This is a genomic window from Chamaesiphon sp. VAR_48_metabat_403, assembly GCF_031422475.1.
Lineage (GTDB): Bacteria > Cyanobacteriota > Cyanobacteriia > Cyanobacteriales > Chamaesiphonaceae > Chamaesiphon.
In genome coordinates, this window is sequence record NZ_JANPLS010000190.1 from 1 (window position 1) to 6900 (window position 6900).

The 6900-nt window shown below is 44.7% G+C and carries 6 protein-coding genes; 2 read left to right on the top strand and 4 right to left on the bottom strand.

Annotated features, from left to right (window positions below):
• Positions 1–958 (top strand): FAD-dependent oxidoreductase (locus tag RMO79_RS09085; RefSeq protein WP_310482796.1); only part of this gene is annotated, 958 nt, incomplete at its 5' end.
• A gap of 330 nt (positions 959–1288) precedes the next feature.
• Positions 1289–1762, top strand: a complete 474-nt coding sequence (locus RMO79_RS09090) for an SRPBCC family protein (RefSeq protein WP_310482797.1) — start codon at positions 1289–1291, stop codon at positions 1760–1762.
• 13 nt (positions 1763–1775) lie between these two features.
• Here the strand turns inward: RMO79_RS09090 and RMO79_RS09095 are convergent, their stop codons facing one another.
• The 4 genes from RMO79_RS09095 to RMO79_RS09110 form a co-directional block, all read right to left on the bottom strand.
• On the bottom strand, positions 1776–2378 hold the full coding sequence (locus RMO79_RS09095) for an FHA domain-containing protein (protein WP_310482798.1): 603 nt from the start codon (positions 2376–2378) through the stop codon (positions 1776–1778).
• Positions 2365–4491, bottom strand: coding sequence for a substrate-binding domain-containing protein (locus RMO79_RS09100; protein WP_310482799.1), 2127 nt, complete (start codon positions 4489–4491; stop codon positions 2365–2367). Before RMO79_RS09100 ends, RMO79_RS09095 begins: the two co-directional genes overlap by 14 nt.
• 134 nt (positions 4492–4625) lie before the next feature.
• On the bottom strand, positions 4626–5294 hold the full coding sequence (locus tag RMO79_RS09105; protein ID WP_310482800.1) for a response regulator transcription factor: 669 nt from the start codon (positions 5292–5294) through the stop codon (positions 4626–4628).
• A 17-nt stretch (positions 5295–5311) separates the two neighbouring features.
• Positions 5312–6412: a HAMP domain-containing sensor histidine kinase gene (locus tag RMO79_RS09110; RefSeq protein ID WP_310482801.1), complete on the bottom strand. Its 1101-nt coding sequence runs from the start codon at positions 6410–6412 to the stop codon at positions 5312–5314.
• Positions 6413–6900: the final 488 nt, after the last annotated feature.

Below are 6900 nucleotides of genomic sequence, written 5' to 3' on the forward strand. Positions count from 1 at the left end.
TCGATCGCATGGCGGTAATAACCATAGCTTACGCCGGATGTGGGATCCGATCGCGCTGGCGTTGGGGTTTATCGATACCGAAAATATCTCGGCGCGTTGTATGTTGACGATTTTTATGATGTTCGCGTCGAAAACCGAAGCATCGAAGCTAAACATGTTGGTCGGTTCGCCCGCTGAATATCTCCTCAAACCGATCGTCGATTATTTAGAATCTAAAGGCACTAAAGTTCACACCCGCAGTCAATTGCGAGAAATTAAATATACAGGCGAAGGCGATAATATTCACATCGATGGCTTTGCGATTGCTAATGGAGAAAATGTCGAGACAATCTCGGCGGATGCTTACGTCTGCGCGTGCGACGTGCCGGGTATTCATCGCATTATACCAGCCGATTGGCGCAAATCGACTTTTTTCGATAATATTTTCAAGCTTACTGCCGTACCCGTCGCTACCGTCCAACTGCGCTTCGATGGTTGGGTGACAGAAATGCAAGATGGTGCCGAGCGCAAACAGTTAGACCACGCCGCCGGACTCGATAATCTGTTGTATAGTGCCGATGCTGATTTTTCCTGTTTTGCCGATCTTGCGCTAACCAGCCCCGCCGATTACTATCGAGAGGGTGAAGGTTCGCTATTACAAGTCGTCCTAACTCCTGGCGAACCCTTTATCCCCATGAAAAATGAGGATATCGTCGAGCATGTCCTCACGCAAGTGCGGGAACTATTTCCCTCTGCTAGCGAACTGAATGTTACATGGTCGAGTGTTGTCAAGCTAGCTCAGTCGCTCTATCGCGAACAACCAGGAATGGATCCATTCCGCCCCACCCAAGCTACCCCGATCGATAACTTTTTCCTCGCTGGTAGTTATACCGCTCAGGATTATATTGATAGTATGGAAGGTGCAACAATTTCTGGCAAACAAGCAGCTACAGCAATTCTCGCCAGCTTTAAAAATTAGGTTTTAGGTTTTAGCGAAGATCTACCCACCCCACTGGGCGGGTGACCCGACCAGTAGCCCTACGGGCACCCCTCTCTTGAAAAGGTGCTTTACTTGCGGCTCGCCTTTGGACGGGTTCCCCGTCAAAAAAGGCGAGACAGCGGCGTTTTTATTCGGGGGTTCCCCCCGAATAATAAAACGACAAGACAAGACAGGGGAAAAAAGCGACGTTTGTGGGGGAAGCTTCCCCCACAAAGCTCGCGCCCCAAGAACGCACTTTTCGCTCCTGGGAGGGGATTTTCCTTACTCCTTACTTATTACTCCTTACTCCCCCCACCCCCCACAATACTTATGTCACAATGGTTAGAGCATAGCGTTCAAGTCGAAGTTGCTGCACCGATCGAGCATGTGTGGAATCTGTGGCACAATATCGAACTGATGCCGCGTTGGATGAAGTGGATCGAATCAGTTACCATCGTCGAAGATACACCCGAACTTTCGCGCTGGAAACTAGCGACTAAGACGCTAGAATTTACGTGGTTGTCCCGAATTCTTCAGGAAATTCCACATCAAATTATTCAGTGGGAATCTGTCGATGGCTTACCAAATCGAGGGGCGATTAGATTTTACGATCGCAAGGAATCTAGTATTGTCAAACTGACTTTTACTTATGAAGTGCCGGGAATTTTAGCATTATTGATGAATAATGATTTCGTCCGTAATGCTGTTGACTCTACTCTTCAGGCGGATATGGATAGATTTAGGGATTATGCGATTGTCGAACTTAACACTCGTCAACCGCAATCGACTCCAGATCCGCATTAATTAGCAGCAGATCCTAACTAACAACTACTTGAAAATTGACTAAATTTTCTTGCCCTAGTTGTAATGAATCGCCATTAACCAGGCGATACTGTACGCCAGCAGTCAGGAGAGTGCCATTGAGATAAATACCATTGGTACTTAAATCGACAATGGTATAAGCCGTTTGAGCGGCATCCCAGGCGACGCGCGCGTGGTGGCGGGAGATAATATCTTCGCCAGGGATTCCAGAAAGATCGATTTCTGGCGGAACTTGTTTGCTAGGGCTGCGCCGACCGATAAAGCCAGCTTCCCCAAACAAGTTATACTCATGTCCAGAACTGTGTACTAATTTTAGCAGCGGGATGCGATCTGCGGCGGGTGGAATTGGGGTAGCAGGAACTGAAGATGCACGCGGCTGATATTGCGTCCGATCTAATGCTGGCTCGGAAGCAGGTGTCTCGACTACTGGCGGTGGTGGGAGTGCTACCCCCGCCAACAGTATCTCTCTGGGCGGCGGCGGTACTGATGCGATCGCATTTCCTAATGCGGTACCGCACATCGGGCAAACTTTAGCATTACTCGGTAAGACGCGATTAAAATACTCGCAGCTAGGATTAGGGCATCTATTTACAGACATTGGATTTTAGATATTTTTCTGGCATGGGTTGTAATGGTACCAGCCCCACTTTACTCAATAAACACTGTCCTTGGCGAGTTTTCAACAGCTCGGCAAATTTGCTACCCGCAGGCGGCAGCGTGTTATCTTTAGGATACACTACATAGACTGCATAACCTAAGGGGTAACGCCCCGATTGGAAGCTGGCAACGTCTAGATAATTATTTTTGTCACACAAGTTATCGGCGGGGTTAATCGGTTTGCCGCTGAGTCTAAATAGTACTTGTACGGGTGGTTTTTCGCCATTCACGATCGCCAGGGGATAGCCAGAGCATTGGTTCCAAGTTTTGCTTAAAGTTCCAAACCCGACAATTCCCGCCCGCTCTTCATCAAATTCTTTGAGAACCTGCTGCTGGGTGATTTCGGTTGCCGCGCGGCTGACTGTGTTATTGAATAGTACGATATCTTCGGGATCGTCTTTGAAGATCAGCTTTTTAAAAAGTTGTAGAGCTTCAAGTTCTGTCGGTGCAGAGGGTTTAATCGGTAAATTAGTACCGCCGAGTTGTTGCCAATTAGTGAGTTTTCCTGTGTAAATTTGGCGAAGTTGTTCGATCGTAATTTTACCATTAAGAGCTTTAGGCAGGCTGGTCGCTTTTTTACTAAAGGCGACGAATACAATCAAGCCATCATAAGCAATTTGTTGCCGATCGAAGGTAGCGGGAATACTAGTGGTTAAACTAGTAATGGCAAAGTTTTTGGATTGTTTATCGGTGATTACACTATCGATCGGTTTGCTAGCACTATCGATATTTGGCGAAGCAATTGGTTCGTAGGTAAAGTTTGCAGATACATCGGCTTTAGGTTTAGTAAATAATTCTTGCAGAGTGCGATCGCTTTGCGGTCTTAATGTCAGCGCATTCGTCCAGGAGCCATCCTTTTCACCTGCATACGTAAATTCTCCCGTCGGAACTCCATTGACATCGGAGAAGCCAGATAACAGCGCATACCAATCTCGAAAAGCTGTCAATTCTGATTTGGAATTACGACCTAGAACAAACCAAATTGCCAAGGCGGTTAATAGTAATAAACTAGAAACACCGCCGATAATCCCTACTTTTTTCCAGTGCGAAACTGGGGGCGCATCGCTGGTAATTGAGGCATCGAGTGGATGTTCGCGATCGATCTTCGGTAATTTCAGCAATGCCAACCGAGCTAACCGCGCATTTTCAAATGGAGTGCCCGCACCGCTTAATTGTTGGATAAAGGCGCGCAATGGCAGATCTGACTGTCCCCAATCTTCATTTTTAAGATCGATTTGTTTGCTTCCCCACAATTGAGCGGTAATCGTGCCTAGTGCAGTTAAATCTCGATGACAATTTTCTTTAGCAGAAGCCTCTCCACCTTTACCCGAATTACTAATTTGACCTGGAATAAATAAATGTTGCCACAATGCTAAATCGCACAAATAAATATCGAACTCGCGCTCATTTTTAACTTCAATTAAAATACTATCTAAGCTTAAATTACCATGCGCCAAACCAGGACGTACTTGTTGGCTGGGAAGACGAAGCTTTTGGGTGTGTAAAAACTCTAACGTTTGCAAAATTTGATTTAAAATTTCTCGAACTCGTTCGGCACTTATCGTTTGATTTTCGCGTAAATATTGATTTAAAGTTATCGCACCAGGTAGGCTATGAACGATCGCATAACAACGTCCCATCGTTCGCTCGGCAATTGCTTCCCAAGTCTGAATTAAACGGAAGTTTTGGACTCGACCATCTGCTAAACTGACTCCAGCTACTTTAGTAAAAGTATCTTTAATTTGCTGACTTTCTTCACTACTAAAACTACGATCGGGAATTAAATATTCCTCGATCGTTACGGGTTGGTTATCCTGCATCCGCACACCCGCATACAGGCGACTCATCCCCCGCACGCCTAGAAAACTAGTAACTTGATAATTACCCTGCTGTCCGTCAATTTGAGCTGGAAGCGACAAAAATGCGGGGAATCCACAATCCAAGCAAAATTTGGCACCTTTGACTTCCTGGGCGGTTTCTCTCGGTCGATCGCAATTAAACGGCGCATTCCGCGAACAAGGATATTCTGGGTAATAGTTTTCGGAAATATCCATAGAGGGGGGTGGGGGGACGGGGGGACTGGGGAGACGGGGAGTGTGGGGAGTGTGGGGAGTGTGGGAGGAGAAAAACGATCGAGCCTATTTTCTTTCCCCTTTTCCCTTTTCCCTTTTCCCTTTTCCCCTAAAACCTAAAACCTAAAGCCTAACTTAACAGCAGCGACAATTGCTTGGGCGCGACTGGTGACGTGTAGTTTTTCAAAGATACTGGTTAGATGGGCTTTAACTGTAGCGACTGTTACATATAAATGCTGCGAAATTTGGTTGTTTGATGCACCTTGAGTCAGCCAATATAAAACTTCGCGTTCTCGTTCGGTGAGGTGGAGTTGTTGACAAGTTGGCGGGAGAGTTTCTGCTTCGGACTGAAAATGCCTGAAAAAACTACTAGTCGCTTCTGCTGGTAAATAAATCTCCGATTGCATCACTGTATTAATCGCAGTAGCTAATTGAGTAGCCACTCGACTTTTAAATACATAGCCAGACGCACCAGCTTGCATCGCTCTGAAAATCCATTCATCTTCTTGATGCCCAGATAGTACCAAAATTTTACCATGATATGAAATCTGTTTGAGCGCGATTAAGGCGGTAATACCGTCGCTACGATCTAGCTCTAAGTCTAACAGAATTAAATCTGGTTGATGTTGGTTTGCTAACTCGATCGATCGATCTACATCAGTTGCTTCGCCAACTACATCGATCGAACCATTAACGCTAACAAAGCTCAAAAAAGTTACCAATCCCTGCCGAAATCGATTGTCATCATCGACGATTAGTACAGATAGTTGTCGGTCTATATCCATTGCCTTCCAAGCTACATTTATCGTGGTAAAATTAACGAAAATTTCGCGCCTTTCGATCCGATATTTTGCGCCCAGAGGCTACCTTGATGTCCGAGAACGATTTTTTTGGCGATCGTTAAACCCAATCCAGTACCGCCAGCTCGTCGCGAATAAAAAGGGTTAAAAATTTTCTGTAAATCTTCGGGCGATAATCCAGTGCCTTCATCGCTGATATTAATTAAAACTTCACCTTGAAAAATCTGCCAGCTACAGGTAATCGTCCCGGAGATCGGACTAAAATGGACGGCATTACTCAGCAGATTATCAAAAACTTGTTGCATTTGCGAGCGATCGACTGTTAATAATGTCGATGTTTCGGAGATTGTCACTTTTAACTGTTTGTGTGCGATTAACGGCTGCAATCTTTCTAGACTTTCGTCTACTAGCTTTCTGAGGTCTTGAGGTACTAATCTGGGTAGTTGTGACTGGCTGCAATCGAGTAGTTCGGTGAGGCTCAGATCTAAGTTCTGAATGCCATCGCAAACTATTTGAGCTTGTGCGCCGACAGGACTGGTTTCTGGTAAGCCCAAGCGCAGATTATGAGCGCACAAAGAAATCAGCGAAATCGAATTGCGTAATTGATGGCTAACATTTTGAAATATCTCTTGGAGCAGTTGAGATTCCGATCTTTGCAAACTACAATCTCGACACATTTCGCCATACTTATCGATCGACATGGCTGCTTTTTGGAGATATACTTGCAAGCTGGGCGATAAAGGTCGATCGGCGATAACTTGAATATATTCGGGTTGACTGTTGCGGTATCCCCACAGACAGAAGTAGCCAAAATATGCTGGGTTGGGTAGCTCGATCCGATCGACTGTAAATGCTTCTGGATAGTCTACCAGCCATTGTTCCGATCTTAAATAATCGATGATACCTGAACTCAATCGATCGGCTGCTTTGCTATAGGCAATTACTTCTAGATTTTTTTTGTCAATTGGATGGGAATGAACGATTCTTGTAAAAAAAATCGGCTGGAGATCGGCAATTTGTTCGGCTTGTAAATCGAAGAAACTATTGGGATCTAATTCCTGAATTAAATGTTCTCTATTATCCAAGCAAGAATTTATAGCCATAACTTTTACACCAATTTTAAATAAAGTCGATCGGCAGGTTTTTTAAATACAGAGATAAATAATCGATTTGTGACGACTGAATAATTATCGGAATAGCTAATTACCTCATCATCTTTAGTTATAAATGGAAGCAGTTATCGGTAACTAGTGATAAAATGGGCAAGTGAAGTATTATTTAATACAAATACACGCAAACTAGGTCAGAGATCGAATATCGACGATCTAACTCGGTTTTTGAAGATCGATAAATCAGGCACGATCGATAAGTTTCTCGCCTACCTGCGAAAGTCGAATGCACCGCAACCGCTAAGTTGCTTCATAGCAGTATTCTACACCAGCTATACAAGCACATATATTACAATTTATATCCGATCGAATTCGGTTGCGATTGAGACAAGTATCGACAAAAGTCTAATTTACCGATCGCCGCACATCCAGATACGCTGAGGACATCATAAATTAGCCATCGGCTGACTGATGCTTATTTT